The following is a 26,687-nucleotide window of genomic DNA, read 5'->3' on the forward strand; positions in this document are numbered from 1 at the left end:
AGCATGGTCGCGTCCACTGCGCCGGGGAACACCACGCGTAACGTGAGGTCACGTCGCTGTCGGCGGGCGGTGCCCGCCGACCACGATGGGTCGCATGAGCGATGCACCGAACCGCCCGCTGCGCTTCGCGGCCTTCGTCATGAACACGACGTCGCACATCCAGCACGGCCTGTGGCGGCACCCCGATGCTCGGCAGGCCGACTTCGACGACGTGACGCTGTGGACCGACCTGGCGAGGACCCTCGAGCGCGGCAAGTTCGACGCGGTGTTCTTCGCCGACGTCGTCGGCACCTACGGCCCGGGTCGCGGTGACTACTCGACCAACCTGCGCGAGGGGCTGCAGATCCCCTCGAACGATCCCTCGGTGCTGCTCTCCGCGCTCGCCGTGTCGACCGAGCACCTCGGGTTGGCGTTCACCTCGAGCGTCATCCAGGCGCATCCGTTCGACTTCGCCCGCAAGGTCTCCACGCTCGACCACATCACCCGGGGTCGCATCGGCTGGAACGTCGTCACGAGCGCCCTCGACAGCGCCGCCCGGAACTTCGGCGCCGACCGGCTCGAGGAGCACGACGAGCGCTACGTCTGGGCCGAGGAGTACCTCGAGGTCTGCGCGAAGCTCTGGGAGGGATCCTGGGACGACGGCGCCGTCCTGAAGGACCCCGTCCGCGGCTACGCCGACCCCGACAGGGTGCACCGCATCGACCACCACGGCGCCCGCTACGACGTGCAGGGTCCGCACCTGTCGGCACCGTCACCGCAGCGGACGCCGGTGCTGTTCCAGGCGGGGTCCTCGCCCGCCGGCCGAGCCTTCGCGGCCCGGAACGCCGAGGCCCAGTTCATCCTGACCTCGAACCGTGACGCCACCGAACAGCTCATCCGGGAGACCCGCGACCTGGCCGCGGCCGCCGGCCGGCGGCGCGACGACATCGCGTTCTTCCTCGGCCTGACCTTCGTCACCGGCTCGACCGAGGCCGAGGCGAAGGCCAAGGAAGCGGAGATCGACGAGTACCTGGCCGCCGACGGGTTCCTGGTGCACTCGAACCTCGGCTTCGACGCGGACACCGGCGAGCCCCTCGACCCCGACACCCCGCTGTCCGAGGTCCGCACCCACGCCGGGCAGTCGCACCTGCAGTGGCTCCGCGAGGCCGCCGGGGACCGCGAGCCGACCATCGCCGACCTGGCCCGCCTGTCCGCCAAGCTCCGCGCCCGGGTCGTCGGGACGCCGGAGCAGATCGCCGACGAGCTCGCCGACTGGCAGCGGGTGGGCGTCGACGGCGTGAACGTCATCAACTGGACGCTGCCCGGCTCCTACGAGGAGTTCGTCGACCACATCACACCGACCCTGCAGGAGCGCGGGTTGATGCAGTCCGAGTACCGCGAGGGCACCCTGCGCGAGAAGCTCTTCGGCCACGCGCAGCTACCGGACTCGCACCCGGCCCGGCAGTGGCGCGGGGCGTTCTCCGGTGGCGCGAGCGGCGTCGCGGACGCAGCCCGTGCGGTGGAGGTGCCCGCATGACGGACGCGACGACGACCGACGGGCGCACGCCGGGCCTCCCGGCCGACCGTCTGGCGACCCTGCGCGAACGCTTCGCGCCCGTGTTCGCGACGATCCGCGACGGCGCGGTCGAGCGTGAGCTGGCGTCCGGGACGCCGGGCGACCGGCCGCTGCCGCACGCCGAGGTCCGGGCGCTCGCCGACGCGGGGTTCGGGCGGTTGCGCGTGCCGGAGGACCGCGGTGGGTTCGGCGTGACGCTGGTGGAACTCGCGCACCTGGTGGCGGACCTGGCGGCGGCGGACTCGAACATCGCGCACCTGTGGCGGGGACACTTCGGGTACACCGAACTGGTGCTGTTGCGGCCGCACTCCGCGTCGCGCGACGAGTGGCTCCAGCGCATCGTCGGCGGCGCGATCATCGGGAACGCGACCTCGGAGCGGACCGGGACGACGCTGGCCGACATCTCGACGACCGTGACGCCGTCCGGGCCCGGGGCGGTGCGACTCGACGGCACGAAGTACTACTCGACCGGCACGCTCTACGCGGACTGGATCTACCTGGCGGCGGACCGCGACGGGGAGCGCGTGACGTTCGCCGTCGACGCCTCCGCGCCGGGCGTGACGAGCATCGACGACTGGGACGGGTTCGGGCAGCGGCTGACAGCGTCCGGCACGACCGTGTTTGACGGGGTGTCGGTCGACCCGTCGGTGGTGTCCGCGTACCGGGACGCTCCGCTGTCGCACATCCAGGCCTTCTACCAGCTGTACCTGCTGGCGGTCCTCGCCGGGATCGGGCAGGCGGTGTCCGACGACGCCGTGGCCTTCGTGCGACCACGGACCCGCACGTACATCCACGCCAACGCAGCCGTGCCGGGCCAGGACCCGCAGGTGCTCGCGGTGCTCGGGCGACTGTCGGCCGGCGCGTTCACCGCCCGGTCGCTCGTCGCCGCCGCCGCCGGGCTGCTCGACGGGGTCGTCGCGACGAACGAACCCGGGGCCGGTGTCGACCGCGTGCTGCTCGACGCGGCCGAGAACGCCGTGTACCAGGCGCAGGTCGAGATCGGGCCGCGGGTGCTGCGGTCGGCGTCCGAGCTGTTCGAGGTCGGCGGGGCGTCGGCGGCCGACCGGACGCGTGCGCTCGACCGGCACTGGCGGAACGCGCGGGTGGTGGCGTCGCACAACCCAGCTGTCTACAAGGAGCGGCTCGTGGGGGAGTACGCGCTGCACGGGCGGGGGCCGGTGGGGGCGTGGGAGAAGTACCACGAGGTGGGGCCGACGCGGTTCTGAGGCGCGGGTGCGGGTGCGGTGCGGGTGCGGTGCGCGGGCGCGTCGCTGGCCGCTACGCCCAGCCGAGCTCGTGCAGCCGCTCGTCGTCGATGCCGTAGAAGTGCCCGATCTCGTGCACGAGGGTGGTGTGCACCTCGTCCTTGAGCTCCTCGACGGTGTCGCACTCGGCCAGGTGCTGCTTCCGGAACACCACGATGCGGTCGGGCAGCTCGCCGAAGCCGTACTGCCCGCGCTCGGTGGCTGCGATGCCGTCGTAGACACCGAAGAGCTCTTCGCCGTTCTCCGGTTCGTCCTCGACGACGAACACCACGTTGTCGAGCCCGTCGACCATCTCGTCGGGGAGCAGGTCGAGTTCGTCGGTCACGAGTTGCTCGAAGGCCTCGGCGGACATCTCCATCACGGGGTCGATGGTCGCACACCCGGCAGGATGTCCTCCTTCCGGAGCAGGTCGAGCAGCGCCGGCGCCGATGCCTGTGAAGCCTCCGGTGTGACGTGGACCGGATCGAAGCGGGTGAGGACGTTCCCGATGAGCAGCGGGCAGGTACCGAACGAGCACCAGAGGGGGGTCGTGTCGAGCACCGTGGTCTCGTCGACGTCGTCGAGCAGGGTGGTCAGGGAACGCATCTGGGCGCGGGCTGTCGCATCGCCTTCTCGGCAGTCCTGTGGCCCCCGGGTGCCGGCGACACAGCCGGTCGGCGCGTACCCCGGCGGGGTGGCGGGTACGACGACGACGCGGCCGACGTGCGGTCGGGCAGCCTCGATGATCCCCTTGACGCCGGATTCGTAGGACTCTCGCGTGATCCCTTCGAGGCTCGGGTCTTCCTTGTCCCAGAACCGGTTCGTCACGACCAGGACGTCCGGGGTCGTCCGTTCGAGCTCGGCGAGCACCTCCGCGTTGTGGGCGGCGCAGGTGTCGACGTCCGAGGTGAGCGCCGTCGTGGAGAAGGGGCAGCCGATCTGTGCGCCGTTCCGGACCTGCACATCGGCGTCGGGGTCTTCTGCGAGCGCTCTCCACCCCGGCGCCGAGAACGCACCGGTGGAGTCGCCAGTGAGCATCACGGACGTCCCCGAAGCGGCGCCCCATGTGCACGAGTCCGCGCGCCAATCGGCACCGATCACCGAGCACCCGAGGGTGGGCGCCCAACTCGAGGTCTTCGTCAGGGAGTCTGCGTAGTCAGGGGCGCTGATCGCCTCGGCACTCGGAGTCAGGTCGTCCGGCCACGATCGCGCGCCCAGCCCTGCTGCGATGGCGTCGGCGCGGGCTTGCAGCGCCGCGAACGAGTCGTCGGCGGCGAGGTCGGTGTCGTCCCCGGCGGCGGGCGCGGCAGCGGGAACCGGTGGGAGCGGGCGGAGCCGCTCGGCGGTTCCCGAGACGGTGACGAGGGTGAGCACGGTCAGCGCGGCCAGCGCGCCGACCTGCAGCCGCAGACGGTGTTCCTGCAGCGTGGCGCGGAGGCCGCGGTGCCGGAAGGCGGTCTCCACCGTTGCGTAGCTCGCGATCGACGTCAGCAGTGCGAGGACGACCGCGATGCCGACGGGGAGCGATGTGAAGAGGGGCAGCAGGACGATGAACGGCCAGTGCCAGAGGTAGAGCGAGTAGCTCACCGTCCCGAGTCCGACGAGGGGACGCCAGCGCAGCGGTGCCGCTGCCCAGGCCGTGCGGGTGGGTGCTGGTCCAGAGCTGGAGCGGGAGCTGGCGCCGGTTCCGGCTTCGGTTCCGGTTCCGGTTCCGGCTCCGGCTCCGGCGACCAGGATGAGCGCGGTGCCGAGCGTCGGGACGAGTGCGAGCGGTGCCGGCATGCCGAAGGTCTCCCGCCCGAGCAGGACGGACGCGGCGATCGCGCCGAGTCCGATGACGACCATGCACTCCGCGACCCACGGGCGGACCGACCGGGCACGGTGCACAGCGATCGCGGCGAGGACACCCACGCCGAGCTCCCATGCACGCGTCGCCGTCGAGAAGTACGCGGAGGCAGGGTCGACCGCAGCAGCGACGAAGGCCCACGCGAGAGAGCACACCGTGAGGCCGCCGATCACGACGGTTGCACGTGCCGAGCGCCCGACGGTTCGATCGTCTCGGCGTGCGCGACGCCCGAGCAGGAGCAGCAGGAGGACCGGGAGCACCAGGTAGAACTGTTCCTCGACCGCGAGGGACCAGAAGTGCTGGAACGGTGAGGCGGCTGCCGTCGCCGCGAAGTAGTCGGTGCCCGCTGCTGCCAACCGCCAGTTCTGCCCGGCGAGCACGGAGGCGACGGCATCGGCGGCGACCGAAGCGAACCTGCTCGTCGGCAGGAGGACCCAGGCCGCAGCCGTGGTCACGAGGATCACGAGGAGGGATGCCGGCGCGAGCCTGCGCACGCGGCGGGCGGCGAAGGCCCGGAGGCGGATCCGTCCGGTCCGCCCGTGTTCACGCAGCAGCCCTGCGGTGATGACGAACCCGGAGATCACGAAGAAGACGTCGACGCCGAGGAACCCACCGCTCGGCCAACGGAACGCATGGTCGAGGACGACCATGGCGACGGCGATCCCACGGAGGCCCTGGATGTCTGGTCGGAAGGCTCGGGTCTGCACTGATCTACAATATACAGAAGTACATATTTTACACAAGACCCGAAGGTGTTCGCGGAACGACGAAGGCCCCGGTCCAACGGACCGGGGCCTTCGTCTGTTCTTCAGCATTGGGGTGAATAACGGGTCTCGAACCCGCGACCTCCTAGACCACAACCAGGCGCTCTACCAACTGAGCTATATCCACCATGTTCGAACCGGCGGACCGGCGCGACCACTCAATAGTAGTACATGCCGGACGGGGTGCGGACCACCCGTGTCGCTACTCGGCCGTGGGCTGCGCCAGCCGCGACTCCCACTTCGCCACGACGTCGGCCTGCACGGCGCGCACGTCGTCGGTGCTCGGGCCGGGCTCGGCGACGAAGCCGGCGCGGCGGTAGTACTCGAGCTCGCGGATCGACTCGAGGATGTCCGCGAGGGCACGGTGCCCACCGTGCTTCTCCGGCGCGTTGAAGTACACGCGCGGGAACCAGCGGCGGCAGAGTTCCTTGATGCTGGACACGTCGACGCTGCGGTAGTGCAGGTGTCCGTCGACGCGCGGCATGTACTTCGACAGGAACGCCCGGTCGGTGCCGATCGTGTTGCCGGCCAGGGGCGCGGAGCCCTCGGCGGGGACGTGCTCGAGGATGTACTCGAGCACCTGGTACTCGGCGTCCGCCAGGCTCACGCCGTTCGGGATCTCCTCGATGAGGCCCGAGGTGACGTGCATGTTCGTCACGAACTCGTTCATGTTGTCGAGCGCCGACTGGTCCGGCTTGATGACGATGTCGAACCCGGGGTGCACGGGCTCGAGGTCGAAGTCGGTGATGACCACGGCCACCTCGACGAGTTCGTCGACCTCGAGGTCGAGGCCGGTCATCTCGCAGTCGATCCAGACGAGGCGGTCATTCGCGGTTGCCATGTCCTCGATCCTATTCCCGCCCTGCGTGCCTCCCGTACGGGCCGCGGGCGGGGGGGGGGGCGTGCGTGCCCGTGCCCGTGCCCGTCATCCCGTCGGCCCGTTCCGTGGGTCGGATCCGCGAACGGGCGAAATGCCCGGGTCGCCCTCCGGACGCACCCGGGTGTTTCGCCCGCTCGTCCGGGACACGAAGCGCAGGCGGTGCACGCGACCGGCTGGAGGACCGTCACGACCCCGGCAGGCCGCCCCGCGCCTCCAGTCAGCTCGTTCCACCCGTCTGCCGCGGCGTTCCCGCTCGGACTTGCGTCCCCACCGCGAGCGGGCGAAATGCCGGGCCCACTGGGCGGACGCACCCGGATGTTCCGCCCGCTCGGCCGCGACGCGAGCCGACAGCACTGCCGGCGACCGCCTGGAGGCCCGTGGTGACCCCGGCGGGCTGCGTCGCGCCTCCAGGCGGTTCGTTCCACCCCGCCTGCCGCGGCGTTCCCGCCGGCCGCTCGAGTCCTCCGCGAGTGGGCGAAATGCCCGGGTCGCCCTGCGGGCGAACCCGGGCATTTCGCCCGCTCAGGTGGAGAGGGGAGTGAGTGCACGGGTGTACGGGGGAGCGGGCACGCAGATGCACGAACGGGCGAAATGCCGGAGTGCCCACGGGGGACACCCGGGCATTTCGCCCGCTCGCGGAGAAGCGGGCGAAGCGGGGCAGGCGGGAGAATCGGGGCGAGCGGGGAGCGTCCGCGTGGCGGTGGACCCGCCCCGCCCCTAGACCATCTCGCCGGCGGTGATCGCCTCGGCCTCGACGCGCTCGGGCTCGGCACCGTCGTCGACGCGGCGCAGGACCTTGGTGGTGCAGAGGATCACGACGAAGGCGACCGCGACGGACGCACCCGCGAAGACGTACGCCGCCGAGGGGGAGTACTCGTCGGCGAGCAGGGTCGCGACGGGCGGGGCGATGGCGCCGCCGATGAAGCGGACGGCGGAGTAGGCGCTCGAGGCGACCGAGCGGGGGAGGTCGGTGGCCTCCATGACGCACTCGGTCAACACGGTGTTCAGGACACCGAGCACGAGGCCGCCGATGACGACGCAGATGATCAGGCCCACCTGCGACCGGACGACGAGCGCGGCGGCGAACAGGTCGAGTGCGAGCAAGGGCAGCGCGATCTTCAGCACGGTCGTCCTGCGGAGCCGGGCGGTGAGCATCGGGGCGACCCACACCGACGTGATGGCGAGGCCGACACCCCAGCCGAAGAACGTGAACCCGATGCCGAGCGCGCCGAAGCCGAGCGGGAACGGCGTGTACGCCAGCAGGACGAAGAAGCCGATGTTGTAGAACAGCGCGGTCGCGGCGAGTGCGGCGAGCGCGGGACGACCGAGAGCGCGGAACGGTGCGGAGAGCTTGGTGGGTGTGGGCTTCTCGAGACTGCCGGTCTTGAGCAGGGCGACGATGGCGATGAACGCGACGGCCATCAAGGTGGTCACGCCGAAGAACGGGCCGCGCCAGCTCACCGAGCCGAGCAGGCCTCCGACGAGAGGGCCGACGGCGATGCCGAGGCCGAGCGCTGCCTCGTACAGGATGATCGCCGAGGCGGTGCCGCCCGACGCTGCCCCGACGATGGTCGCGAGCGCGGTGGAGATGAAGAGCGCGTTGCCGAGACCCCACCCGGCGCGGAAGTCGATGATGCTCCACACGCTGTTCGACGTCGCGGCGAGGACCGAGAAGACCACGATCAGGGCGAGTCCGATGAGCAGGGTGCGCTTCGCGCCGATGCGGCTCGAGACCCAGCTCGTGAAGAACATCGCGACGCCGGTGACGGCGAGGTAGCTCGTGAAGAGCAGCTCGGTCTGCGCCGGGGTCGCCTTCAGGGACGCGGCGATCGCGGGGAGGATCGGGTCGACGAGGCCGATGCCCATGAACGCGACGACGCAGGCGAAGGCGATCGCCCAGACCGCGGACGACTGCTTGAGGATGGAGCCGGACCGGCCGGCGGGTGCGTGGGCGTTCACGCGGGGATCTCCGTTCCGTTGGGGGTTGTCCGGGTGCGCTGGGCGATCAGGTCCGCCGCGTGGTGCAGGACGTCCCAGTCGTCGTCGGTCAGGTCGGCGAACAACGGGCCGACCGTGCTGGTGAGGGTGGAACGCCAGGCCGCGAGCCGGTCGCGCCCGGCGTCGGTGAGTTCGACGAGCTGCCCGCGGGAGTCGCCGGGGTCGACGCTGCGGCTGACCAGACCGTCGGCGAGCATGCCAGCGACGAGCCGGGTCATCGTGGGCTGCGCCACGCGCGACGCGGTGGCCAGCTCGCCGAGCCGCAGGGGCTCGTCGGTCTCGAGGATGCCGAGTGTGCGCCAGACGGCGGTGGAGGACGTGTTGCCCGTCGACTGGACGGCGCGGCGGATCAGGCGGTTGACGGAGACGAAGAGGGTCTCGATCGTCTGCTCGCGCGGTGTTTCCATAGCGGAACCATATAGTGATGCTATGCATTCCGCAACGGCGGCGACCGGAGCACAACGGCGGCGACCGGAGCGCAACCGGCGAGGCCCGCCGCGCAAGCACGGGCTGAACAGACTGCGCCAGCCGCCGCCTGGTAGAAGGGATGCATGAGCGACATCACCATCCACGAAGGCGACGAGTACACCGCGATCTTCCACGGCGGCCCCTTCGACGGCACGACCGACACCCGCACCGCCACGAGCGACGCGCTGGACGACGAGGTCACGGTGTTCGCCGACGTCGAGGGCCTGCAGACGGCCTTCACCTACCGCGCCACCAAGTCCCGCCAGGTGCTCGACCAGATCTCGGTCGAGTTCACCTACGAGCCGAGCGAGTCCGACCCCGTGGACGACCTGCAGGACCGCGGCGACCGCAGCGGTGAGTTCGACCGGGAGTAGAACCCCCACCCGCCGCGTTGCAGGACCACATGCAGCTCGATCTCTGGACGTCCGCCTTCTGTGCGCCGTGCGCCGCCGCCCGCCGGGTGTCGGCCGAGGCCTCGGCGCTCGTCCCCGGGCTCACCGTGACCGAACACGACGTGGCGGCGCACCCCGACGACGCGGAAGACCTCGGTGTCCGGTCCACGCCCACGATCATCGTGCGGCAGGACGACGGCACCGAGGTCTTCCGTTCACCCGGCGTCCCGACCCGGGACCAGCTCCTGCTCGCGGTGGCCAAGGCGCTCTGACCGAGCCGCTGCCGCGGCCGTCCCAGCGGCGGCCCCCGACGCGGGCGCAGCGACGCGCCCTCCTGCGCGCTGCGACGTCGGCGCCGACACCACGACGGGCTCCGGCGGATCGATCAGTGCCCGCATGCGCCGCGCCAGGCGCTTCGCACTCCGGATCGGCGCCCCGATGCCCAGCGCGACCAGCCCGAGCGGGCTTCGATCGGCCCCACCGAGGGCGTTCTTCCGCTCCCACGCACGTCGCAGCGCCCCACCACGGCTCCGCCGAGCCGGTGCCCGGTCCACCAGCCTCCCGGCGTCCCGTCGGGCCATGAGGTCCACCAGTCGGCGCTGCCAGTCGTCCTCGGCGGCCGGGTGGAAGTAGTTGTCCCGCATCCACTCCGGCCGGACGGCCCCGAACCGGCCGTCGACCAGGTCGACGGCGTCCCCCTCGAGGCCACTCCCCACGAACACCTCGTTGATCAGGTGCCGACCGATCCCGAAGTCGGTGAGCGTGAGCGCGGGGACACCCCGGGCCGCAGCCTCGAGGACGGCCGTCGAACTGATCGTCACGAGTGCCACCGCGCGGTCGAGGTGGTCGGCCATCGGGCCGCTCTCCACCACCAGGTTGGCCGGGGCGTCCGCCGGCACCAGGTCCGGGTACGGGTGCTCCTCGCGGTGCGTCTGGTGCTCGCCGGCCGCGGCGCGGGTCTTGATGACGACGCGCCACTCCGGGTGCGCGCGGGCCGTGTCGACGAGCCAGCGCACGACGAGGGCTCGGTCGGCCCGCTCGAGCGGCACACTCGGCTGCGCCGCGAAGACGACGGAGTCGCGGACGGGCGCGCCCGTCGCGCCGGTACCGCCGGTCGCGCCGGCACCCCGGGCGAACGGCAGTGTGGCGAGTGCGAAGTGCGGCTCGACCCCGCCCTCGCGCGCCAGTTCCTCGTACGCGCGCACCTCGCGGTGGCTGTGCAGCACGAACAGGTCGGCCCGGGCGCGGAAGAAGATGCCCTTCCACTTCGCGGGGAACGAGATCCCCGGCAGCCCGGACACCAGCACCGGCCGGTCCGGGATCCGCCGGTGCACCTCGTCGATCACGAGTTCGGCCACGGGCCCGATCAAGGACACCAGGACGGCGTCCGGCGGGTCCTGTCGGAGCTCCTCGACGGCGGCGTCGACGTCCTTCGGTGCGGGCGGTTCGCGGTGCAGGTGGGCGAGTCGTCGGTCCAACCCGCGGAACGCCGAGCGCAGCTGCTTCGGACTGGCCGACCGCGGGGTCGCCACGGTGCGCAGCTCCAGGTCCCAGTCGGCTGGCGCGGTCGCCAGCAGGTGGGCGCCCCACTTCGCGAACGAGTCGGTGTCGACCAGGCCGACCACGCGTCGGACGCGTGGTGACGCGGCGGACGGGAGGCGCGCCTCCCGTCCGCCGGTCGACCCACCGCCGTCAGCCGGCACGTCCAGGGCGCGGGTCCCGTCGACCGGGCCGGTCACGTGCGCGGTGCTCACGTGCGCTCCGCTCACGCGCCGACGCGACGCAGCTTCGCGAGCGGTGCCTGCTCGCCGGCGCCCGGATGGGGACTGCATGCGCTCACGCGCCGACGCGACGCAGCTTCGCGAGCGGTGCCTGCTCGCCGGCGCCCGGATGGCGACTGCATGCGCTCACGCGCCGACACGACGCAGCTTCGCGAGCGGTGCCTGCTCGCCGGGGAAGATGCGCTTGACGCCGTCGCCGAGGGCGGTCTCGATGATGCGGATGTCACGGGCGAGCGTCTTCAGACCGTGCGGCTCGAGGGACGCGGCGTGGTCGGAGCCCCACATCGTGCGGTCCAGCGTGATGTGCCGTTCGACGGCCGTGGCGCCGAGGGCGACCGCGGCGATCGAGATCTGCAGGCCGGGCTCGTGGCCGGAGTAGCCGACGGGGACGCCCGCGTACCGGTGGGCGAGCGTGTCGATCATGCGGAGGTTCGCCTCCTCGGCGGGCAGCGGGTAGGTCGACGTCGCGTGCATGAGGACGAGGCGGTCGGTGCCGAGGGTCTCGACGGCGGCATCGATCTGCTCGAGCGTGGACATGCCGGTCGACAGGATGACGGGCTTACCGGTCGCGGCGACCGCGGCGAGCATCCCGAGGTCCGTCACCGACGCCGAGGCGATCTTGTAGGCGACGACGTTGAGGTCCTCGAGGAAGTCCACCGACGGCTCGTCCCACGGCGACGCGAACCAGTCGAGACCGCGGAGGGTCGCGTGGTCACCGATCTCGATGTACTGGTCGCGGTCGAACTCGACGCGGTAGCGGTACTCCAGGTAGGTCATGTCGCCCCACGGGGTGCTGCGCGGGGTGTTCTTCATGTGCTCCGGCGTGGAGATCGCGGGGGTGCGCTTCTGGAACTTGACGGCCTGCAGGCCGGCGTCGGCAGCGACGTCGATGAGCTGCTTCGCGATGTCGACGTCGCCGTTGTGGTTCAGGCCGATCTCGCCGATGAGGTAGGCGGGGTGGCCCGCGCCGATCGTGGACGTACCGATGGTGACGGTCATGGTGCTCCGTTCGGTGCGGGGGTGGCCCGCGTCGGGGATGGGTCTCGGGTCGTGGTGGGTGTGGGGGCAGGGGCGCCGACGCGTGCGTGGCCGTGGCCGGGGGCTTCGTTCCGCGCGCCGGCGAGGGCTTCGGCGAGGGCCAGGTCGGCCTCGTCGTCGATGTCGATCGCGCCGGCACCGTCGACGACGGCCAGCTCGACGCGGCCGTGGAACCGGTGCCGGTGCTCGAGGAACCCCGACGTCCGCATCACGTAGAACGCGCCGGTCTCGCGGAACTCCGGCTCACGGTCCTGGCGGCGCGGTCTGGTCGCAGCGTCGTGGTTGACCGCGACCGCGGTGCCGTCCGGCGCGGTCCGCCACAGGAACACGTGCGACGCTGCGGCCGCGAACACCGCGTCGGCGTGCCCGTCGACCACGCGCGCGACGGCGGCGTCGAGGTCGGCCGGGTCGATGAACGGCGAGGTCGCCTGCAGGAAGACGAGGACCTCGGGCAGTGGCGTGCTGATCGCGTCGAGGACGTGCAGCAGCGCGGACTCGGACGATGCCTCGTCACCGGCGAGCTCGGCCGGACGGCGGACCACGGCGGCACCGGAGGCGACCGCCTCAGCGGCGATCGCGTCGCCGTCGGTCGTGACGACCACCTCGTCGATGCTCGCGGCCAGCCGAGCCGACTCGACCGCACGACGGACCAGCGAACGACCCGCGACGGTGCGGAGGTTCTTGCCGGGGATCCCCTTCGACCCGGCACGCGCGGGCACGACGGCGAGGACGGAACCGGTGGTGCGCATGCTCCGGACGCTACGAAGCGCGGGTGTCCCGGAGGGGAACGGAGAGCAGACGGCGGCCGACCGTTGGGCAACCGCCGGATCTGGTCACGGCGCTACAATCGACGCTGCTTGCCTCCGTAGCTCAGTGGATAGAGCAGGTGGTTTCTACCCACCGTGCCGCGGGTTCGATTCCTGCCGGGGGCACCGAAGACGAACAGGGCCGCCATCCTGTGCGGATGGCGGCCCTGTTCTCGTCGCTGTGGCGTCGTGGCGGCTGTTACTCGTCGTCGTCCGCGGCGCGGCGCCGGAGTTCGGCGGCGCTGATCGGCTGCGTGTACGGCGCTTCCGATGTCTCGTTCGCGTCGGCCGGTTCGGCGGGGGCCTGGCCCAGACGCGTCGGGACGGACGTGGTGTTCGTCGTTCCGGGGGTCTCGACCCGGGGAGCCGACGCCGGCGGGACGTCGTTCGCCGGTGTGCGGTTGACGTGCGCCTCGGCTGCCGTGGGCGTCGCGACGGCGCGGTCGGCAGAGGACGGGCGGTCGTTCCGCGGTGCGCGGTCGGTGTCGCCGAACGCACGGGTGGCGCTCGCGCCGCCGAAGGCACGGGTGGCGCTGGCGTCGTCCACGGCCTCGGTGTCGTCCGTGCTGCGACCCGGGGTGGAGCGTGCGGGTGAGGTCGGGGTGCCGAGCGCCGGGCGCACCGGCGGCGCAGCCTCGTCGTCGCCGTAGACGCGGGTGGTGTTCTCGCCGAAGGAGCGTGTGGCGTTCGGGTCGGTACTCCCGCGGTTCTGGTTCGTGCCGGCACCGCGGTTCACCGAGAACGACGGGGTCGTCCCACCGGTGGATCCGGCGGCTGTGGTTCCGGGCGCAGCCGCACCGGCAGCGGGCGAACCAGCAGCGGGTGCGGTGGCTGCCGGGACCGAAGGCGCTGATGCGGGGCGCTGCGCCGGACGCAGCGAGGTCGTCGTCGGGGTGGCGCGCTCGACCGGAGCAACCGGGGCCGGGGCCTGCGCCTGGGTGCGCGGGGCCTCGCCCTGGTCGGCGTTCCAGTCCTGCTGGCGCTTGATCAGGTCGGCGTCGGGGTCCGGAGACTCGAACTTCCAGCGCTCGAGGTCGGCCTTGAAGAGCTTGCGCGCACGGCTCGGACGTGCCTGCCAGTCGAGCAGGCGGTCACGGAACTCGGCGAGGGACTGGTCCGCCTGGAAGCTGAACGTCGACGAGTTCTTCTTGATGTCGGCGATCTCGTGCTGGGCCCAGTTGGCGGCCAGCGGCGCACCCTGCACGGCGAGCAGGCGCAGCCGGATGTCGGCGTCCTCGGCCAGGTGGTCGGCGTAGGCGCGCTCGTCGTGTCCGAGCGATCCCCACGCGGCAGCCTTGCGCGCAGCCGTCAGGATCGCGGCCACGGCGGCGTTCTTCGATTCCCGCTCCTGCAGCGCCACGACCCGCTTGGTCGCGCTGCGCCCGATGAGCGCCGCGATGACACCAGCCACGACGATCGCGACGAAGGGGATCACAGCGCCCGAGAGCACCCGCCACCCCGTGTCGGACGAAGTCCAGTCGGTCAGGTCGTTCCACCAGTCCATGTGCGCACCATACCCACGGGACGATCAGGCGTCGGGGAGGTCGGACGGCGTTCCGCGCATCCCAGCGCAGATGATTCCAATGTGGAACATCATGACCAGCGCAGGGTGTCCACGGCGTCGTCGGCGGACCAGACGCTCGGCAGCTCGACGAACCGGCGCTCGGTCGCGACGTACCGGCGCGCACGGTAGGCGGTGTCGCCGGCGACGTCGATGCGGTCGACGTAGCCGACGATCTCACCGTTGGCCCGGGTCACGCGGCTCAGGTCGTCGCGGACGTCGAGGATGCGGTAGTCGCCCCGGGCGCGGGCCAGCGGGACGGTGCGGATCCGCAGTGCGGGTTCGGTGATGGTCTGCATCGCTGGCCTCCTGGTCGGTGTGGTGCCGACGCTACGGGGGACCACCGACACGCCGAGGGGTGCCGTCCGATCTGGGGAACAGGGTCTCCGCGCACACTGTTGTGGAGGAACGAGTGGGCCGCACGCGTGGCCCGGAGAGAGGGTGTCGTCATGACCACGTTCGTGCTCGCAGGTGGATGTTTCTGGTGTCTCGACGCCGTGTACCGCACGCTCCAGGGTGTGCAGGACGTGGTGTCGGGCTACATCGGCGGACAGGTCGACGACCCGTCCTACGAACTGGTGTGCACCGGGACGACGGGGCACGCCGAGGCGGTCGCGGTGACGTTCGACGAGTCGGTGATCCCAGCCGAGGTGATCCTCGACGTCTTCTTCACGCTGCACGACCCCCGTCAGCTGAACCGGCAGGGCGCCGACGTCGGCACGCAGTACCGCTCGGCGATGTTCCCGGCCGACGACGCGCAGCGCGAGCTGTTCGAGCGCGCGATCGAGCGGGCGTCGGACATCTGGGACGGCGGGGTCGTCACCACCATCGAGCCGCTCTCGACGTTCTTCACGGCAGAGGAGTACCACCAGGACTTCTTCGCGAAGAACCCCGGGCAGGGTTACTGCCTCGCGGTCGCGCTGCCCAAGGTGAACAAGGTCCGGAAGGCCTACAGTCAGTACATCCTGGCGTCCTGACCCCGGGGCGGCAGGGCCACGAGGAGGTGGTTCGAACATGACGGACAACACGGGAACCTGGGTCGCCATCGGTCCGGCCGGAGCAGTGGGAAGCATCCACCGCGCGGCGGACGGCTTCGAGGTCGAGCTCTACGGACGCCGACGGGCGGGCGGGCCCTACCCGTCCCTCGAGTCCGCGAAGGGCGCGGTCCACGCCGCGCTCGGACCGTTGGCCGCCCGGCCCGAGTTCCGAGCGCACTGAGCGGGTCCGGACAGGAGGCCCGGGGGACTCGTCCTCCACAGGTCGCCTGATCGGGTCCACACGCCACAGATCCAGCCCGGGGCTGCTGAGGCAGCCCCGGGCTCCGTGACGATCGACCCATGAACGACATCATCACCGTCTGCGGAATCGTCGCCACCGAGCCCCGGCACCTCGTCACCGAGACCGGCATCGCCATCACGAGTCTCCGGCTCGCGTCACCCTCGCGTCGTTGGGACCGGGCCACCTCGGCCTGGGTCAACGGTGCGACCAACTGGTACACCGTCACCGCGTTCCGGTCGCTCGCGTCGAACGTGTTCAAGTCCCTGAAGAAGGGCGACCGGATCGTCGTCGCCGGCCGGGTTCGCATCCGCACGTGGGAACGCGACGGTCGTGGCGGGACCTCGGTCGAGATCGACGCCGACGGCATCGGCCACGACCTGGCGTGGGGGATCAGCAACTGGCTGCGGGTTCCGCGGCAGGTCGGCGACGCCGCATCGGGTCACGGTGGACTGCGTGGGGTGGACCCCCGCACCGGCGAGGTCCGTGACCCCGCTGTGGGTCACGGCGCCGCGGACGGACCCGACCGCGGGGAGCACACCGCAGAGCCCCACGAACACGCACCGTCGACCGACCCGGGGTCGGACGACGACGCCGATGCGCTGCACGGCGCACCGACCCTCGGGGACGGCACGGAGCCAGCGGGGCCGTCCGAACACGTCCTCGAGCAGGACGCCGCGCCCTGGGACCCTGCGCCACCCCTCGACGACCACGCCGACCACGCCGACCGCACCGACCACGACGAAGCGGCCTGACCCGGCAGCCGATCGGAGTCGGTGCGCCGGGTCAGGCCGCGTGTTCCGCGTGCGGTTCACCGCCTCGCGTCGGTCACCACTTCTGGGCGATCATCCCGATGCCGGAGACCTGGTCGGTGTCCCAGTTGCCACCGCGGGGCAGCCCGGTCACACGGCCGTCGATCTTGAAGCTCGCACCCTGCACCCGCGGGCTGTTGGTCTGCGTGGCCTTCAGGCCGTGGAACGAGAAGCCCGTGTTCCACTTGCCGTTCAGCCCGGTGTTCGACTTGCGGTCGCCGACCGTGATGCGGGTGTTCTGCACCGTCGAGTGCACGACGTCACCGTTCAGACGGGCGTTGGCCTCGGCGTTGAAGAACAGCCGTCCGTCCAGGTTGAGCTTCAGGTTGGCGACGGTCTTGTGGTTCACGATCATCGTCGCGACGTCGTTCTTGTACCAGCGCATGCCGATCGGGGTGAGCTTGTTCGTCGCCGGGCCGAGGTAGCCGTACGTGAACTTGCCGTTCTGCACGCGCTCCCAGATGTACCGCGGCTTGCCCTTGCTCACGGTGGAGCCCTTGTCCGACTGGATCCCGAAGGCGTAGGCGTTGTTGTGGGCGTCGTGCACGTTGATGTACGACGAGTAGCCGGTCCCCGAGCCGTTCGCGCTGATGCTCGCGGTGTACAGCAGGTACGGGGCGCCCTTCGGCAGGGCCACGGCGGATGCCGGCGACACCGGTGCGATGAGTCCGACGGTGAGTGCGATCGCTCCGACGAAGGGGAGCGCGAGGCGGCGGAGCCGCGACGGGGTCGTTGTCGTGTGCGTGGTCATGGTCCTCGTCCTGTCCGTGGTCCTGATCCTGGTCCTCGTCGTGGTGGGCGACGGGCCCCAAGTTGCTGGGTGAGGCAAAGCTACGTCGTCCGTGACGCGAACAACAGGCCGGTTCGTACAGGTGCGGGAAGCGGCGATCCGGCGTCGGGCGAGCGCTGCTCCGACGGTGTCACTACACTTGGGGCCGATATGGCTGAGTACATCTACCAGATGGTCCGCGCCCGCAAGGCGGTCGGCGACAAGCTGATCCTCGACGACGTCACGATGTCGTTCCTCCCCGGTGCCAAGATCGGCGTCGTCGGACCGAACGGTGCTGGCAAGTCGACGATCCTGAAGATCATGGCGGGTCTCGACCAGCCGTCCAACGGTGAAGCGAAGCTCACGCCCGGCTTCACGGTCGGCATCCTCATGCAGGAGCCGGAGCTCGACGAGACGAAGACCGTGCTCGAGAACGTGCAGGAGGGCGTGGGCGAGATCCACGGCAAGCTCGCGCGCTTCAACGAGATCTCGGCGCTCATGGCCGAGCCGGACGCCGACTTCGACGCGCTCCTGGCCGAGATGGGCACGCTGCAGGAAGACATCGACGCCGCCGACGCGTGGGACCTCGACTCCCAGCTCGACCAGGCGATGGCCGCGCTGCAGTGCCCCCCGGGGGACGAGCTCGTCACGCACCTGTCCGGTGGTGAGAAGCGCCGCGTCGCGCTCTGCAAGCTCCTGCTCCAGAAGCCTGACCTGCTCCTGCTCGACGAGCCCACCAACCACCTCGACGCCGAGAGCGTGCTCTGGCTCGAGCAGCACCTGCAGCAGTACCACGGTGCCGTCCTCGCCGTGACCCACGACCGGTACTTCCTCGACCACGTCGCCGAGTGGATCGCCGAGGTCGACCGCGGTCGCCTGTACCCGTACGAGGGCAACTACTCGACCTACCTCGAGAAGAAGCGCGCCCGCCTCGAGGTCCAGGGCAAGAAGGACGCCAAGCTCGCGAAGCGCCTGTCCTCGGAACTCGACTGGGTCCGGAGCAACACCAAGGGCCGCCAGGCGAAGTCCAAGGCCCGTCTCGCTCGCTACGAAGAGATGGTCACCGAGGCCGAGCGCACCCGCAAGCTCGACTTCGAGGAGATCGTGATCCCGGTCGGCCCGCGTCTGGGCTCGCAGGTCATCGACGCCGAGCACCTGCGCAAGCAGTTCGGTCAACGCGTCATCATCGGCGACCTTTCGTTCACGCTGCCCCGCAACGGCATCGTCGGCGTCATCGGCCCGAACGGTGTCGGCAAGACCACGCTCTTCAAGACGATCGTCGGCCTCGAACCGCTCGACGGCGGCACGCTGAAGATCGGCGACACGGTCGACATCTCGTACGTCGACCAGAGCCGTGGCGGCATCGACCCGAACAAGAACCTGTGGGAGGTCGTGTCCGACGGACTCGACTACATCCAGGTCGGCAAGACCGAGATCCCGTCCCGCGCCTACGTGTCGCAGTTCGGCTTCAAGGGGCCGGACCAGCAGAAGCGCGCCGGCATCCTGTCCGGTGGTGAGCGCAACCGTCTGAACCTCGCGCTGACGCTCAAGCAGGGCGGCAACCTGCTTCTGCTCGACGAACCGACCAACGACCTGGACGTCGAGACGCTCGGCAGCCTCGAGAACGCCCTGCTCGAGTACCCCGGTTGCGCCGTGGTCATCACGCACGACCGGTGGTTCCTCGACCGCATCGCCACGCACATCCTGGCGTGGGAAGGCCTGAACGAGGACGGCACGCCGAACTGGTACTGGTTCGAAGGCAACTTCGAGGCGTACGAGGAGAACAAGATCGAGCGCCTCGGCGCCGATGCCGCGAAGCCCGGGCGCGCGACGTACCGCAAGCTCACCCGCGACTGACCCGCGTGGCGAGACTGCACGCTCCCATCCGCATGCGGTGGAGCGACATCGATGCCTACGGCCACGTCAACAACTCCGCGATGCTGCGCCTCCTCGAAGAGGCGCGCATCGTGGGGTTCTGGGGTGCCGACCCCGGTGAGGACCCCGACGGCGCCCTGCCCGAGCCGATCATCGACGGTCGGCCCGGTTCGGGCACCATGACGATCATCGCCGGGCAACGCCTCGAGTACCTGGCATCGATCCCGTACCTCCGTCAGCCGCTCGACATCCAGATGTGGATCGGGCGGGTGGGCGGTGCGAGCATCGACGTCTCGTACGAGGTCTGGTCGCCCGTGGGACAGTCCCCCGCGGTCCTGTACACCCGGGCCACGACCGCACTCGTGATGGTCGACGCGGCGACGAACCGTCCGCGTCGGCTGACCGACCCCGAGCGTGCCGCGTGTGAGCGCTACCTCGAGGACCCGGTGCAGTTCAGCCGCCCGTAGGCACCCGCATCATGCCCTCCTGGGCGACGGTGGCCAGCAGCTGACCGTCGCGGGAGAACATCCGCCCCAACGCGAGTCCCCGTCCGCCCTGCGCGCTCGGGGACTCCTGCGTGTACAGGATCCACTCGTCCGCGCGACCGTCGCGGTGCCACCACATCGCGTGGTCGAGGCTGGCGCTCTTCACACCGGGGGTGCCCCAGGCGACGCCGTGCCGCCGCATGATCGGCTCGAGGATGGACATGTCGCTGGCGTAGCCGAGCACCGCACGGTGCAGCGCCGGGTCCTCGGGCAGGTCGCCCTGCACCCGGAACCAGACCGCCTGGTGCGGCACGTGCTCGCCCTGCACGTCGATGAACACCGGACCCTCGACGTGCCGCAGGTCGATGGACCGTGCGGCCCACGCCCGTGCGACGGGGTGGTCGATGGCGGACAGGATCGACGCGGCCGACGGCAGGGACTCCGGGTCCGGGGTGTCCACCGGGTACGGGTCCTGGTGTTCGAGACCGGTGTCCGGCACCTGGAACGACGCGATCATCGAGAAGATCGGGACGCCGCGCTGGTACGCCTGCACGCGGCGGGTCGCGAACGAACGACCGTCGTGGATGCGCTCGACGGCGAAGGTGATCGGCACGTCGACGTCGCCCGGCCGCAGGAAGTACCCGTGCATCGAGTGGACGTCGCGACCGTCGATCGTGGTCTGCGCGGCGACGATGCACTGGGCCAGGACCTGCCCGCCGAACACCCGTCCGCCGGGGGACCAGTGGCTGGCACCGGTCAGGATCGTCTCGCCCGTGCTCGCGCCGGTGTCCTCGAGTCGCAGGGTCCGCAGGAAGTCGGGTTCGCCGTTCACGCTGTGCAGTCTACGAACGGCTGCCCGGCCTCGATGCAGGGTCACCACGCCCAGGCGGTGCGACGTCGACGGCCGGTAGGATCGTGGACGACATGGGCAACTCGTTCACGCTTCCCGACGCCGCCTCACTCGGTGACCTCCGCACGTACCTCGGCCGTGCCGCTCGGATCGAGGACGGCTCGGTCCGGCTCATCGCCGACTCCGGCGTCCTGGCCGTCTACACGGCGATCCTCTACCCGCTCGGGTTGCTCGACGAACTGCCGACGGTGCTCGGCCTCCGCACGTTCTCGCTCACCGAGCCCGCCTCGATCGACACCGTGGTGCCGCTGCAGTCGCTGCTCGAGCGTCTCCGCCTGCTGGCAGAGACGCAGGACGCCGAGCACGCCGAGGGCGCGGACCCGACGCGGGCCACCCCGATCGAGGTCGAGCTGCCGCACGAGGTCCACACGGTCACGTGGGCGGCCATCTCGCCGCCCCGCGGTGGCTGGGTCCCGCTGCCGGACGTCTCGCCCGAACTCCTCCGCCGGGCCACCCGTGACGGCATCGCCGAGGTCGCGGACGCCGTGCCGTCCAACTCGGGCGAGGCCATCGTCCGGCGGATCCGTGCCGAGGTCTGGGGCAGACCGGTCCCCGGCGTCGAGCACCTGCCGGCTGGTGCGGGGTTCGCCGGCGAGAGCCTCGGCTTCCTCGGGCACGACCCGGTGCGCCTGTTCGAGACCGGTCCGTGGAGCCGTCTCACGACCTCGCGCGGCCACGTGCTCGTGAAGCGGCGCGCCTGGACCCTGAGCTCGTAACGACGACGACGACGACGAAGACGGCGAGGACGGCGAGGACGGTGACCGCCGCGGACCACGCCGCGTGGCCGCCGTGGTTGGCTGGCCGCATGCACGTCTTCCTCACCGGTGCGTCCGGCTACATCGGCTCCTCCGTCCTCCGCTCCCTGGTCGCCCACGGCGACGAGGTCACCGCACTCGTCCGGTCCGACGAGAAGGCCCAGCACGTCCGTGACGCCGGTGGCCGAGCCCTGGTCGGTGACGTCACCGACACCGAGGTCGTCGAACGGCTGCTGCACGAGAGCGACGGCGTGGTCCACACGGCATCGGCCCCGGACGTCGACCCGGACTTCATCCGCACCGCGATCGCTGCACTGGCCGGCACCCCCAAGCCGTTCGTGCACACCGGCGGGATCTTCACCTTCGGCGACTCGACGGACATCTCGGAGCAGTCGCCGATCGACCCGCCGGCGCTGACCGCGTGGCGCGGTCCGAACGAGGCCCTGCTGCGCGCGAGCGACGTCCGGAGCACCATCGTCGCGCCCGGCATCGTGTACGGACGCGGCGCGGGCATCCCGGCGATGTTCGTCGGCGACGGCGAGCAGCCGGTGCGGCTGGTCGGGGACGGCTCCCAGCGGTGGACGACGGTGCACGTGGACGACCTCGGCGAGCTCTACGTCCTCGCGCTGCACCGCGGCGAGCTCGACGGGTACATCGTCGCGGCGACCGGGGACAACCCGACCGTGCGCGAGCTCGCCGAGGCCGGGGCCCACGGTGCACCGGTCGTCGCCGAGAGCGTCGATGCGAGCCGCGAACGGCTCGGGCAGGACTTCGCCGACGCGCTGCTGCTGCACCAAGAGGCGTCCGGCGCGCACGCCCGGTCGGCCCACGGCTGGCGGCCGTCACGGCCGTCGCTGGTCGACGACCTCGCCTCCGGCTCGTACGTCCGCTGACCGCGCTGAGACGCACTGCCCGAAGACGCCGGCGTCCCGCGGGCACGCCGCCGATTCCGCGAGACGCCGTCGAATTCGGAGGCGCGGAACGCACGTGGCGGCGTCGGACGGAGACGCCGGCGTCTCGCCAGCACGAGAACGCAGGAACCGCCGGACGGGAGGCCCGTGGCGACGCCGCCACGGGCCTCCCGTCCGGCGCTCGTGACGATCACTGCACGCCGGCGTCCGCGGAAGACACCGCGGGAGCGTCGAGACGCCGCCGGATCCGGAGGCGTCTCGACGACACGACGGCGTCCGCGCCGGACGCGCGTCAGTCGAAGGTGTTCGTCATCGCGTGGGCAGCGCGGTCGAGGTAGCCCCAGAGCTCGGCTTCGTCCAGGGGAGCGAGCTCGAGCGACTCGACCGCCTCGTGCATGTGGTGGAGCCAGCGCTCCCGCGCCTCGGACGTGATGCGGAACGGGTTGTGGCGCATCCGCAGACGGGGGTGCCCGCGCTGCTCGCTGTACGTGCCCGGCCCGCCCCAGTACTGCTGCAGGAAGGCGGAGAGGCGCCAGATCGCACCCTCGAGGTCGTCGGCCGGGTACATCGGCCAGATGACCTCGTCCTGCTGCACGCCCTCGTAGAAGCGCCGGACGAGCCGGTCGAAGGTGGGGGCACCGCCGATCCGCTCGTACAGCGACCCGGTGGCCGAGGTGCCGTGCTCACCGACGCGCAGGGTGATCGGCTGCGCGGGGACGCCGGGCATGCCGAGCGAGCCACGTGCTCCTGGCCCACCCGGGCCGGTCGGGGGTGTGAGGTCGGTCATCGGGGGTCCTTCCCGCTGTCGGGCTCGTCGTCCGTGCGGATCGGCTGCCCGAGGATGTTGCGCTTGGTGCGCCGCGGCTTCGTGGGCGCAGCCATCGGCTGGGTGCGGACGGTGCGCAGCCCGTTGATCGAGGTGGCGTTCTCCCAGCCCTCGGGCATGATCATCGCCATCGCGGGCAGGGTGATGCCGAGTTCGTCGACGGCGTGCTTCAGTCGGGTGCGGAGCTCCCGGCCGACGACGTCGAGCTCAGAGGCGCGGGTCTTCACGACCAGGCGGAAGACCATCCCGGCGTCGGTGATCGACTGCAGGCCCCAGATCTCCGGCTTCTCGACGATCCGCTGGCGCCAGCGCGGCTCCTGCGACATCGTCACGGCGGCCTTGAGCAGGGCGTCCTGCACGGCGTCGATGTCGGTGTCGTACGGCACGGTGATGTCGACGAGCACCCGTGACCAGCCCTGGGAAAGGTTGCCGACGCGCAGGATCTGCCCGTTCGGGACGAACCAGAGGATGCCGTTCACGTCGCGGATCTGCATGACGCGCAGCCCGACGTTCTCGACGACGCCGGTGGCCTGCCCGGTGTCGACGACGTCACCGACGCCGGCCTGGTCCTCGAGGATCATGAAGATGCCGGACAACAGGTCCTTCACGATGGACTGGGCGCCGACGGCGAGGCCGGCCGCGACGAGGGACGCACCGCCGACGATGCCGACCGCGGCACCCTTCCACAACGCCGTGGCGATGACCACGAGCGCGATCACGACGACGACCACGGTGGCCAGGTTCTCGAGGACACTGCCGAGCGTCCGGGTCCGTTGCACGACACGCGCGGTCTGCACGGGGGAGGCGATGAGGGCCTGGGTGTCGGCCGCCCCCTGACGCTTCTTGACGCCGTTCACGATCCGGTCGACGACCTGCTTGATCATGCGACGGAGGATCAGCCGGAGGACGATCGCCGCGAGGATCGTGATGACGATCGTGATCGGTGCTTGCCAGGCGTCGACGAACTGGAGGAACGCGTTGGACGCCCACTTCGGGACGTCGGTGGTGTCTGCTGCAGCCAGGTTCATATCCGGTCGATGCTAAGCGGCGGGGCCTCGGCGTCCCTGGAGGAACACCAAGACCCCGCCGGATCAGCGCAGGGTTCAGGCGTCCGCGGCCTGGACCCGGAGCGCCCGCTCGGTGCCCGCGAGGCTCTCGGACACGATGCGGCGCAGCGCCGGCGTCTCCGGGTGCTCCGCGAGCCACGCGGCGGCGGCGTCACGGAGCTCGGCCGACGCGAGCGGCGCCGGGTAGAGGCCCGAGACGATGGTGTCCGCCATGTGGTAGCTGCGTTCGGCCCAGATGCGCGTGAGCACCTCGAAGTACTTCGGCACGAGGCCCTCGAGCAGGACCGGGCTGTTCACGTGCTGGAACCCGACCGTGGTCTGCCGCACGATCGCGTTCGGCAGCTCGGACGAGTCGACCAGCGACGAGAACGCCGCCAGCTTGCCCTCGGCCGTCGGGATCGTCGCCCGGGCGCGGGCCGCGGCCTGCTCGCCGGACGCGGTCTTGTCCGCAGCGAGCTCGGCGTCGATCTCGGTGCTGCCCGCGGCGCCCGCGAGCACGAGGCCCTCGAGCAGCTCCCAGCGCAGGTCGGTGTCGATCTCGAGGCCCTGCAGCGTGACCGAACCGTCGCGCAGTCCCTGCAGGGTCGCGACGTGCTCGGGCGTGGACGGGATCTGCGCGAAGAACTTCACGAACTGGAACTGCGCGTCCGAACCGGCTTCGGCCGAGGACGCGAGCTGCCAGAGCGTGTCGCCGACGGTGCGGACCGTGGCCTCGACCGAGCCCGGCGCCACGTAGTTGCGTGCGGTGAGCAGCAGCTGCGAGAGCGTCGTGCGGATGGTGGTCGACTCGGTCTCGGTCGCGATGTTGCCGAGCACCAGGCGGACGTAGTCGCTGGCGGGGGACTCGGCGTCGCGCGTGGCGTCCCACACGGAACCCCAGACGATCGAGCGGGCGAGCGGGTTCGCGATGGACGCGAGGTGCTCGATCGCGGTGCGCCGGGAGTGCTCGTCGAGACGGATCTTGGCGTAGGCCAGGTCGTCGTCATTCAGGAGCACGAGGTCGCCGCGGTGCACGCCGACGAGCTCGGGCACGTCGGTGCGGGCGCCGTCGACGTCGATCTCGACGCGCTGGACCCGCTCGAGCTTGCCGCCGGCGGATGCCGTGTCCGCGCCGAACGGTGCGGACTCGTCGTTCCGGAACGCGTAGACGCCGATGGCCAGACGGTGCGGGCGCAGCGTCGGGTAGTCGGCGGGGGCTTCCTGCAGGACCGTGAACGACGTGATGACGCCGGACTCGTCGGTCTCGATCTCGGGGCGCAGGGTGTTGACGCCCGCGGTCTCGAGCCAGAGCTTCGACCACTCGGTGAGTTCACGGCCGCTCGTCGCCTCGAGCTCGACGAGCAGGTCGCGCAGCTCGGTGTTCGAGTGGTGGTGCTTCTTGAAGTAGGCGGAGACACCGGCGAAGAACGCGTCGATGCCGACCCACGCGACGAGCTGCTTGAGGACCGAGCCGCCCTTCGCGTAGGTGATGCCGTCGAAGTTGACCTGGACGTCTTCGAGGTCGTTGATCGTCGCGACGATCGGGTGCGTCGAGGGGAGCTGGTCCTGGCGGTAGGCCCAGGACTTCTCCATCGCCTGGAACGTGGTCCAGGCCTCGGTCCACTCGGTGGCCTCGGCCGTGGCGATCGTCGACGCCCACTCGGCGAAGGACTCGTTGAGCCACAGGTCGTTCCACCACTTCATGGTGACCAGGTCGCCGAACCACATGTGAGCGAGCTCGTGCAGGATCGTGACGACCCGGCGCTCCTTGATGGCGTCGGTGACCTTCGACCGGAACACGTAGGTCTCGGTGAAGGTGACGGCCCCGGCGTTCTCCATCGCGCCGGCGTTGAACTCCGGCACGAACAGCTGGTCGTACTTGTCGAAGGGGTAGGCGACGTCGAACTTCTCCTCGAAGTACGCGAAGCCCTTCTTCGTGGTCTCGAACACGTACTCGGGGTCGAGGTACGAGGCGAGCGACTTGCGGGCGAACACGCCGAGCGGGATCGTCCGGCCGTCGCGGCTGGTCAGCTCGTCGCGCACGACCTCGTACGGGCCGGCGACGAGCGCGGTGATGTAGCTCGAGATGCGCGCGGTGGGCGGGAACGCCCACGTCGCGACGTCGCCGTCGACGTGCGGCTCCGGCGTGGGGGAGTTCGAGACGACCTGCCACCGCGACGGCGCCGTCACGGTGAAAGAGAACTCGGCCTTCAGGTCGGGCTGCTCGAACACCGCGAACATGCGGCGCGAGTCGGGGACCTCGAACTGGGAGTACAGGTACACCTCGTCGTCCACCGGGTCGACGAAGCGGTGCAGGCCTTCACCGGTGTTCGTGTACAGCGCGTCGCTGACGACCACGAGCTCGTTCTGCTCCTGCAGGTCGTCGAGCTGGATGCGCACGCCGTCGTTCACCGCGGCGACGTCGAGCGCCGTGCCGTTCAGCGTGATCGAGTGCACGGTCTTCGTGATGGCGTCGATGAAGGTCGATGCGCCGGCGGTGGCGGTGAAGCGCACCCGCGTGGTGCTGCCGAAGCTGTCGGCGCCGCGGGTCAGGTCGAGCTCGACGTCGTACGTCTGCACGGCGACGACGGCCGCGCGCTCCTGGGCTTCGATTCGGGTGAGGTTCTCTCCGGGCACGCAACGCTCCATCTTCGCTGGGGACGCGGACGATCGGTGTCCGCGTACGGGGC

26 protein-coding genes and 2 tRNA genes are annotated in these 26,687 nt (G+C 70.8%); 12 read left to right on the plus strand and 16 right to left on the minus strand.

The window, feature by feature from the left end; translation table 11 throughout:
* Positions 1-94: 94 nt before the first annotated feature.
* Both MXD64_RS04950 and MXD64_RS04955 read left to right on the plus strand, forming a co-directional pair.
* The gene (locus MXD64_RS04950; RefSeq protein ID WP_262118494.1) at positions 95-1,516 is read left to right on the plus strand and encodes an LLM class flavin-dependent oxidoreductase; all 1,422 of its coding nucleotides are present in this window, start codon (positions 95-97) and stop codon (positions 1,514-1,516) included.
* The gene (locus tag MXD64_RS04955) at positions 1,513-2,781 is read left to right on the plus strand and encodes an acyl-CoA dehydrogenase family protein (RefSeq protein ID WP_262118495.1); all 1,269 of its coding nucleotides are present in this window, start codon (positions 1,513-1,515) and stop codon (positions 2,779-2,781) included. Before MXD64_RS04950 ends, MXD64_RS04955 begins: the two co-directional genes overlap by 4 nt.
* A 52-nt stretch (positions 2,782-2,833) precedes the next feature.
* On the opposite strand, the gene MXD64_RS04960 is transcribed toward MXD64_RS04955, so the two are convergent.
* The 6 genes from MXD64_RS04960 to MXD64_RS04985 form a co-directional block, all read right to left on the minus strand.
* On the minus strand, positions 2,834-3,178 hold the full coding sequence (locus MXD64_RS04960) for a metallopeptidase family protein (RefSeq protein WP_017886056.1): 345 nt from the start codon (positions 3,176-3,178) through the stop codon (positions 2,834-2,836).
* Positions 3,178-5,352 carry an acyltransferase family protein gene (locus tag MXD64_RS04965; protein ID WP_263137201.1) on the minus strand — a complete coding sequence of 725 codons (2,175 nt, stop codon included), beginning with the start codon at positions 5,350-5,352 and terminating at the stop codon, positions 3,178-3,180. Before MXD64_RS04965 ends, MXD64_RS04960 begins: the two co-directional genes overlap by 1 nt.
* A 108-nt stretch (positions 5,353-5,460) precedes the next feature.
* Positions 5,461-5,536, minus strand: a tRNA-His gene (locus tag MXD64_RS04970).
* Between the two features lie 75 nt (positions 5,537-5,611).
* On the minus strand, positions 5,612-6,250 hold the full coding sequence (gene orn / locus MXD64_RS04975; protein ID WP_017886054.1) for an oligoribonuclease: 639 nt from the start codon (positions 6,248-6,250) through the stop codon (positions 5,612-5,614).
* Positions 6,251-7,006: 756 nt separating this feature from the next.
* The gene (locus MXD64_RS04980; protein WP_056071466.1) at positions 7,007-8,248 is read right to left on the minus strand and encodes an MFS transporter; all 1,242 of its coding nucleotides are present in this window, start codon (positions 8,246-8,248) and stop codon (positions 7,007-7,009) included.
* Positions 8,245-8,694 carry a MarR family winged helix-turn-helix transcriptional regulator gene (locus tag MXD64_RS04985; protein ID WP_263137202.1) on the minus strand — a complete coding sequence of 150 codons (450 nt, stop codon included), beginning with the start codon at positions 8,692-8,694 and terminating at the stop codon, positions 8,245-8,247. The genes MXD64_RS04980 and MXD64_RS04985 overlap by 4 nt, the downstream gene beginning before the upstream one ends.
* Positions 8,695-8,838: 144 nt before the next feature.
* Here MXD64_RS04985 and MXD64_RS04990 point away from each other — a divergent pair, with 144 nt between their 5' ends.
* Both MXD64_RS04990 and MXD64_RS04995 read left to right on the plus strand, forming a co-directional pair.
* Positions 8,839-9,129 (plus strand): hypothetical protein, encoded by a 291-nt coding sequence (locus MXD64_RS04990; RefSeq protein WP_017886051.1) that lies wholly within the window; start codon positions 8,839-8,841, stop codon positions 9,127-9,129.
* Between the two features lie 29 nt (positions 9,130-9,158).
* Entirely contained in the window at positions 9,159-9,419 is a 261-nt protein-coding gene (locus MXD64_RS04995) for a thioredoxin family protein (protein WP_017886050.1), read from the plus strand.
* Here the strand turns inward: MXD64_RS04995 and MXD64_RS05000 are convergent.
* The 3 genes from MXD64_RS05000 to MXD64_RS05010 form a co-directional block, all read right to left on the minus strand.
* Positions 9,363-10,916 (minus strand): DUF6716 putative glycosyltransferase, encoded by a 1,554-nt coding sequence (locus tag MXD64_RS05000; protein ID WP_263137203.1) that lies wholly within the window; start codon positions 10,914-10,916, stop codon positions 9,363-9,365. The two genes, MXD64_RS04995 and MXD64_RS05000, sit on opposite strands and share 57 nt — an antisense overlap.
* A 138-nt stretch (positions 10,917-11,054) precedes the next feature.
* On the minus strand, positions 11,055-11,927 hold the full coding sequence (locus MXD64_RS05005) for an N-acetylneuraminate synthase family protein (RefSeq protein ID WP_017886049.1): 873 nt from the start codon (positions 11,925-11,927) through the stop codon (positions 11,055-11,057).
* A complete protein-coding gene (locus tag MXD64_RS05010; protein ID WP_214584662.1) occupies positions 11,924-12,715 on the minus strand; it encodes an acylneuraminate cytidylyltransferase family protein in 792 nt (263 codons plus the stop codon). The genes MXD64_RS05005 and MXD64_RS05010 overlap by 4 nt, the downstream gene beginning before the upstream one ends.
* A 110-nt stretch (positions 12,716-12,825) precedes the next feature.
* On the opposite strand from MXD64_RS05010, the gene MXD64_RS05015 reads away from it, so the two are divergent.
* Positions 12,826-12,898, plus strand: a tRNA-Arg gene (locus tag MXD64_RS05015).
* A gap of 73 nt (positions 12,899-12,971) precedes the next feature.
* On the opposite strand, the gene MXD64_RS05020 is transcribed toward MXD64_RS05015, so the two are convergent.
* Positions 12,972-14,276 (minus strand): hypothetical protein, encoded by a 1,305-nt coding sequence (locus MXD64_RS05020; protein ID WP_263137204.1) that lies wholly within the window; start codon positions 14,274-14,276, stop codon positions 12,972-12,974.
* 89 nt (positions 14,277-14,365) lie between these two features.
* Positions 14,366-14,632, minus strand: a complete 267-nt coding sequence (locus MXD64_RS05025; protein ID WP_017886047.1) for a hypothetical protein — start codon at positions 14,630-14,632, stop codon at positions 14,366-14,368.
* A 150-nt stretch (positions 14,633-14,782) separates the two neighbouring features.
* Here MXD64_RS05025 and msrA point away from each other — a divergent pair, with 150 nt between their 5' ends.
* The 3 genes from msrA to MXD64_RS05040 all read left to right on the plus strand — a co-directional run bounded on the left by msrA (position 14,783) and on the right by MXD64_RS05040 (position 16,363).
* Positions 14,783-15,310 (plus strand): peptide-methionine (S)-S-oxide reductase MsrA, encoded by a 528-nt coding sequence (gene msrA, locus MXD64_RS05030; protein ID WP_042538560.1) that lies wholly within the window; start codon positions 14,783-14,785, stop codon positions 15,308-15,310.
* A 37-nt stretch (positions 15,311-15,347) separates the two neighbouring features.
* Complete coding sequence (locus MXD64_RS05035) at positions 15,348-15,551, plus strand: hypothetical protein (protein WP_017886045.1); 204 nt, start codon at positions 15,348-15,350, stop codon at positions 15,549-15,551.
* A 119-nt stretch (positions 15,552-15,670) separates the two neighbouring features.
* Positions 15,671-16,363: a single-stranded DNA-binding protein gene (locus tag MXD64_RS05040; RefSeq protein ID WP_052481732.1), complete on the plus strand. Its 693-nt coding sequence runs from the start codon at positions 15,671-15,673 to the stop codon at positions 16,361-16,363.
* 73 nt (positions 16,364-16,436) lie between these two features.
* Here MXD64_RS05040 and MXD64_RS05045 read toward each other — a convergent pair whose 3' ends face one another.
* Positions 16,437-17,171 (minus strand): hypothetical protein, encoded by a 735-nt coding sequence (locus tag MXD64_RS05045; RefSeq protein WP_017886043.1) that lies wholly within the window; start codon positions 17,169-17,171, stop codon positions 16,437-16,439.
* A 189-nt stretch (positions 17,172-17,360) separates the two neighbouring features.
* Here MXD64_RS05045 and ettA point away from each other — a divergent pair, with 189 nt between their 5' ends.
* Both ettA and MXD64_RS05055 read left to right on the plus strand, forming a co-directional pair.
* Positions 17,361-19,046, plus strand: coding sequence for an energy-dependent translational throttle protein EttA (ettA, locus tag MXD64_RS05050; protein WP_263137205.1), 1,686 nt, complete (start codon positions 17,361-17,363; stop codon positions 19,044-19,046).
* 32 nt (positions 19,047-19,078) lie between these two features.
* Entirely contained in the window at positions 19,079-19,531 is a 453-nt protein-coding gene (locus tag MXD64_RS05055) for an acyl-CoA thioesterase (protein WP_263137206.1), read from the plus strand.
* Here the strand turns inward: MXD64_RS05055 and MXD64_RS05060 are convergent.
* Positions 19,518-20,381, minus strand: a complete 864-nt coding sequence (locus MXD64_RS05060; protein WP_017886040.1) for an acyl-CoA thioesterase — start codon at positions 20,379-20,381, stop codon at positions 19,518-19,520. The genes MXD64_RS05055 and MXD64_RS05060 overlap by 14 nt on opposite strands.
* Positions 20,382-20,473: 92 nt before the next feature.
* Between MXD64_RS05060 and MXD64_RS05065 the strand changes: the two genes are divergently transcribed.
* A complete protein-coding gene (locus MXD64_RS05065) occupies positions 20,474-21,175 on the plus strand; it encodes a hypothetical protein (RefSeq protein ID WP_031259242.1) in 702 nt (233 codons plus the stop codon).
* Positions 21,176-21,264: 89 nt separating this feature from the next.
* Complete coding sequence (locus tag MXD64_RS05070) at positions 21,265-22,107, plus strand: NAD(P)H-binding protein (protein WP_031259241.1); 843 nt, start codon at positions 21,265-21,267, stop codon at positions 22,105-22,107.
* A 310-nt stretch (positions 22,108-22,417) separates the two neighbouring features.
* Here MXD64_RS05070 and MXD64_RS05075 read toward each other — a convergent pair whose 3' ends face one another.
* The 3 genes from MXD64_RS05075 to pepN all read right to left on the minus strand — a co-directional run bounded on the left by MXD64_RS05075 (position 22,418) and on the right by pepN (position 26,634).
* Positions 22,418-22,912, minus strand: coding sequence for a globin (locus tag MXD64_RS05075; protein WP_017886037.1), 495 nt, complete (start codon positions 22,910-22,912; stop codon positions 22,418-22,420).
* Positions 22,909-23,979, minus strand: coding sequence for a mechanosensitive ion channel family protein (locus tag MXD64_RS05080; RefSeq protein WP_017886036.1), 1,071 nt, complete (start codon positions 23,977-23,979; stop codon positions 22,909-22,911). The genes MXD64_RS05075 and MXD64_RS05080 overlap by 4 nt, the downstream gene beginning before the upstream one ends.
* Positions 23,980-24,054: 75 nt before the next feature.
* On the minus strand, positions 24,055-26,634 hold the full coding sequence (pepN, locus tag MXD64_RS05085; RefSeq protein WP_263137207.1) for an aminopeptidase N: 2,580 nt from the start codon (positions 26,632-26,634) through the stop codon (positions 24,055-24,057).
* Positions 26,635-26,687: the final 53 nt, after the last annotated feature.

The organism is Curtobacterium sp. Arg-1 (genome assembly GCF_025643395.1).
Lineage (GTDB): Bacteria > Actinomycetota > Actinomycetes > Actinomycetales > Microbacteriaceae > Curtobacterium > Curtobacterium poinsettiae.

Bases quoted from the DNA above. Each gene is read 5' to 3' on its own strand.
- MXD64_RS05045 (WP_017886043.1), bottom strand. From the start codon at position 17,171: ATGACCACGCACACGACAACGACCCCGTCGCGGCTCCGCCGCCTCGCG.
- msrA (WP_042538560.1), top strand. From the start codon at position 14,783: ATGACCACGTTCGTGCTCGCAGGTGGATGTTTCTGGTGTCTCGACGCC.
- MXD64_RS05010 (WP_214584662.1), bottom strand. From the start codon at position 12,715: ATGCGCACCACCGGTTCCGTCCTCGCCGTCGTGCCCGCGCGTGCCGGG.
- MXD64_RS04960 (WP_017886056.1), bottom strand. From the start codon at position 3,178: ATGGAGATGTCCGCCGAGGCCTTCGAGCAACTCGTGACCGACGAACTC.
- MXD64_RS04950 (WP_262118494.1), top strand. From the start codon at position 95: ATGAGCGATGCACCGAACCGCCCGCTGCGCTTCGCGGCCTTCGTCATG.
- MXD64_RS04995 (WP_017886050.1), top strand. From the start codon at position 9,159: ATGCAGCTCGATCTCTGGACGTCCGCCTTCTGTGCGCCGTGCGCCGCC.
- orn (WP_017886054.1), bottom strand. From the start codon at position 6,250: ATGGCAACCGCGAATGACCGCCTCGTCTGGATCGACTGCGAGATGACC.
- MXD64_RS05075 (WP_017886037.1), bottom strand. From the start codon at position 22,912: ATGACCGACCTCACACCCCCGACCGGCCCGGGTGGGCCAGGAGCACGT.
- MXD64_RS04990 (WP_017886051.1), top strand. From the start codon at position 8,839: ATGAGCGACATCACCATCCACGAAGGCGACGAGTACACCGCGATCTTC.
- MXD64_RS05080 (WP_017886036.1), bottom strand. From the start codon at position 23,979: ATGAACCTGGCTGCAGCAGACACCACCGACGTCCCGAAGTGGGCGTCC.
- MXD64_RS05025 (WP_017886047.1), bottom strand. From the start codon at position 14,632: ATGCAGACCATCACCGAACCCGCACTGCGGATCCGCACCGTCCCGCTG.
- MXD64_RS04985 (WP_263137202.1), bottom strand. From the start codon at position 8,694: ATGGAAACACCGCGCGAGCAGACGATCGAGACCCTCTTCGTCTCCGTC.
- MXD64_RS04955 (WP_262118495.1), top strand. From the start codon at position 1,513: ATGACGGACGCGACGACGACCGACGGGCGCACGCCGGGCCTCCCGGCC.
- MXD64_RS05070 (WP_031259241.1), top strand. From the start codon at position 21,265: ATGCACGTCTTCCTCACCGGTGCGTCCGGCTACATCGGCTCCTCCGTC.
- ettA (WP_263137205.1), top strand. From the start codon at position 17,361: ATGGCTGAGTACATCTACCAGATGGTCCGCGCCCGCAAGGCGGTCGGC.
- MXD64_RS05040 (WP_052481732.1), top strand. From the start codon at position 15,671: ATGAACGACATCATCACCGTCTGCGGAATCGTCGCCACCGAGCCCCGG.
- MXD64_RS05020 (WP_263137204.1), bottom strand. From the start codon at position 14,276: ATGGACTGGTGGAACGACCTGACCGACTGGACTTCGTCCGACACGGGG.
- MXD64_RS05035 (WP_017886045.1), top strand. From the start codon at position 15,348: ATGACGGACAACACGGGAACCTGGGTCGCCATCGGTCCGGCCGGAGCA.
- MXD64_RS05055 (WP_263137206.1), top strand. From the start codon at position 19,079: ATGCGGTGGAGCGACATCGATGCCTACGGCCACGTCAACAACTCCGCG.
- MXD64_RS05005 (WP_017886049.1), bottom strand. From the start codon at position 11,927: ATGACCGTCACCATCGGTACGTCCACGATCGGCGCGGGCCACCCCGCC.
- MXD64_RS05065 (WP_031259242.1), top strand. From the start codon at position 20,474: ATGGGCAACTCGTTCACGCTTCCCGACGCCGCCTCACTCGGTGACCTC.